Here is a 3430-nt window from a genome sequence, read left to right as displayed (position 1 = left end):
GATGTCTGCGTCGGTCGGTGCCTGGAAGTTGTACTTCTTGAGCAACGCGGCGTACTCAGGCGTGGCGCGGTATTTTTCCAGGCCATCGAGCAGGGCTTTCTTCACGTCATCGTTGCCCTTTTTCACGCCGAAGCCATTGAGCACCGGGTAGATCAGGGTGTCGGATGAAATCACCACGCGGCTGCCGAGCTTGTCGATCACACCACGGGCCACGGCGGCGTCGGTGATCTGCGCTTCGACGGCGTGGGCCAGCAAGGCCTGGGTGGTTTGCGGGTCGGTGCTGTATTCGCTGATTTCAATCGGCTTCATGCCCTTGGCCACGCAGTATTCATCCGACAGTTTGTGCATCTGCGCCAGCCAGGACGTGGCGCCCATCGAGCCGAGCTTGTGGCCGCAGAACTCTTCGGGTGTCTTGGGCTGGTACGGGCTGCCCTTGAGGGTGAGGATCGACTCGCCGCTTTTCAGGTAAGGGATCATGTCGATGACCTTGACCCGCTCGGCGGTGATGTACATCGACGAGTTGGTCACGTCAAAACGCCCGGCTTGCAAGCCGGTGATCAGGTTCGGGAAGCGCGTGTCGAGGGTTTCGACCTTGCGGCCCATGACCTTGCCCAGGCCTTCCATGAACTCGATATCAAAGCCTGCCGGTGTGTTGTTATCCATGTACTCATACGGAAAGAAGGTCACGTCGGAACCGGCGATGATCTTGCCTTCCTGCTGGAACGCCGAAGCCGCCAACGAGGTCAGTGCAACCGCAGCGCCCAGCAGGCACACGGCAAGGGGGCGAACACTTTTCTGAAACGCTGTCATGGTCATTACCTGCAAGGGTTTTAGGGGTTAGGCAGTGGCGGAATCTTGGCCGGCCTGTTGCACGAAGAAGGAGGCGCCACGGGGTTTCTGCGGCAAGCGCATGCGGTTGTCCGTGGAGCGCACCAAACCGCTTTCTTCACCGGCCACCAGCAGGCCGGCGTGTGCGCTGGGCAAAGGGTTTTCGCCGAATGGTAGCGCGTCTTCAGCGGCGTAGACGCTGATGAACAAGGTGCGCGGCAGTTCGGTCTCGTTAGGGCTTGAAGCATGCAGAAGGCGGGTGTGCATGAAGCACACGGAACCGGCCGGGCCATAACAGGCGACTGGTTGCTGGCAGTGCTCCGCGACCACCGTGTCGTCCACCGAACCGGTGAAACGCTGGTCCTGCCAGTGCGACCACAGTGGGCCTTTGTGGCTGCCGGGGATCACATTCAGCGGGCCGTTTTGCGGGGTCACTTCGCTGACCATCAGCAAGGCGGTGACGATGTCGTCATTGCTGTGGGGCGTGAACAGAAAGTCCTGGTGCCACTTCACCTGGGTCGCGGTGTGCGGCAGTTTCGAGTTGATCTTGCTGTGGTGAAAACGCGCGCCACCGGCGCCGATCAACTGTGCGCAAATCGCCGCCATGCGCGACTGCAAGGCCACACGCTCGTACACCGGGGAAATCTCGGTGGGCGAACTGACCCGGCGCAGCGACGGGTGATCGGGGCGGTGATCGCCCTCCAGGTCGAACCGCGCACGGCCATCCACGGTGGTGCCCCAACCTTCAGCGTGGCGGCGGCTTTCTTCCACCCACAGGTCGAAGTCATGTTGCAGCGCGGCCACTTCATCCGGCGACAATACGCCTTCGACCACCAGGAATCCGTCACGCTGGAAGTCTTCGATTTGAGCTTGCTCGATCATTTTGTTTTTTTCCTCAACGTTAAAGGGTTCACGCCAGCGAGACGTCCTTGAGGAACGCCTCCACGCGTGGGTGTTGGCCGCTGCGCAAGGCGCCGGGGGTGTCGTCACAGACCACGCGGCCCTTCTCCATGAAGACGATGCGGTCGGAAACCTTGAAGGCGAAATTCATCTCGTGGGTGACGATCACCATGGTGATGCCCTCCCCGGCCAGTGCTTCGATCACCTGCAGCACTTCGTTGACTTTTTCGGGGTCGAGCGCCGAGGTCGGCTCGTCGAACAGCATGATTTGCGGGCGCATCATCAACGCGCGGGCGATGGCCACACGTTGCTGCTGGCCGCCGGACAACTGGTGCGGGTACTTCCAGGCGTGGTCGAGCATGCCCACCTTGTGCAACAGCGCGTAGGCCTGTTGCTTGAGCGCATCGGTGCGCCCCAGCCGGTGGTATTTCGGCGCCATCAGCAGGTTGTCGAGCACGCTCAAGTGCGGGAACAGGTTGAAGCTCTGGAACACCATGCCGATGTTCAGGCGATGCTCGGCGTGCTCGATGAACTGGGGCTTTTGCGCGCCGACCTTGTTCAGGTGAATGAACGGCAGGCCATTGATATGGATCTCGCCGTTGTCGAGTTGCTCAAGGCCGTTGAGCAAGCGAATCAGCGTGGTTTTGCCCGAACCGGACGGCCCGATCACCGACACCACTTCACCCGGCTGAACCTGCAGGTTGACCGAGCCCAGCACTTCAATGTCGTTGTAAGCCTTGTGCAACCGCGAGGCTTGCAGCGCAGCGACGCCGGTGTTGGCCGGGCGCTCCGGCGCCGTGCGTTGTTGGGTAGCCAGGGCCAGCACCGCCGCATCCGGCACGCGAGACACATTGCGCTGGTTGACGTCGAGAAAGCGCTCCAGGCGTTTGAGCAAAAAGTCGAACACGGTGACGATAAACACGTAGAAGAACGCCACCGCCGCCATGGTTTCGATCACCAAAAAGTTCTGCGAATAGAGGCGCTGGCCGACCATCAAAATCTCGGTAAGTGAGATCACCGACACCAGGGACGTGAGCTTGACGATGGAGATGTACTCGTTGGCCAGCGATGGCAACGCCACCCGCAGCGCCTGAGGAATCACCACCCGCCATTGCGTGCCGAAAAACCGCAAGCCCAACGCCCGCGCCGCCTCGCCCTGGCCTTTGGGAATCGACAGCAAACCGCCGCGATGGATCTCGGCCACGTACGCCGTTTCGCAGATCACCAGGGCCAACAGGCCGGACCAGAACGGGTCAGCCAGCACGGCCGAGGTGCCAGGCAGTGCCTGGGGCAAGTTGTAGATAAAGATCAGCAGCACCAGCAGCGGCAGGCTGCGAAACAGCCAGATATAGGTACGCGCCGGCAGGCTGAGCAGCGGGCTTTTCGATTGCTTGGCCAAGGCCAGCAAAAAGCCCAGGGCGATGCTCAACAGCCAGGTCAGGGTGCTGAGCTTGATGACCGTCCATGTCGCGCGCCAGAACTCGGGGTCGCCGAGCAAACCAAACATGTAGTGCCAGTCGAATGTCATCGTGGTGGTGCCCTGCACAAAAAGAGATTGATCTGCATCGATGGGTTGAGAGTCGTGGCGGGAGGCGGTTGGGGTCAATTCGTAAAAGCCGGCCCAGTGGGTAGGCAGAACCTATGCAGACCTGAGCGCACTACAGATCAACTGTGGGACACCAACTGTGGGAGCGGGCTTGCT

Annotated in this window: 3 protein-coding genes; all 3 read right to left on the bottom strand. The window is 60.9% G+C overall.

What is annotated here, in order from left to right; translation table 11 throughout:
- The coding region (locus tag WBB95_RS27705; protein ID WP_424490470.1) for an ABC transporter substrate-binding protein at window positions 1-810 on the bottom strand (810 nt) is incomplete at its 3' end.
- A 27-nt stretch (window positions 811-837) separates the two neighbouring features.
- Window positions 838-1710: a phytanoyl-CoA dioxygenase family protein gene (locus WBB95_RS27700; RefSeq protein WP_424490469.1), complete on the bottom strand. Its 873-nt coding sequence runs from the start codon at window positions 1708-1710 to the stop codon at window positions 838-840.
- Window positions 1711-1738: 28 nt separating this feature from the next.
- Entirely contained in the window at window positions 1739-3256 is a 1518-nt protein-coding gene (locus WBB95_RS27695) for an amino acid ABC transporter permease/ATP-binding protein (protein WP_424490468.1), read from the bottom strand.
- Between the last annotated feature and the right edge of the window lie 174 nt (window positions 3257-3430).

Origin of the sequence: Pseudomonas sp., assembly GCF_049645325.1 — a bacterium.
GTDB lineage: Bacteria > Pseudomonadota > Gammaproteobacteria > Pseudomonadales > Pseudomonadaceae > Aquipseudomonas.
The sequence above is the reverse complement of the archived record's forward strand: the minus strand, read 5'-3'. Positions and strand labels throughout refer to the sequence as shown.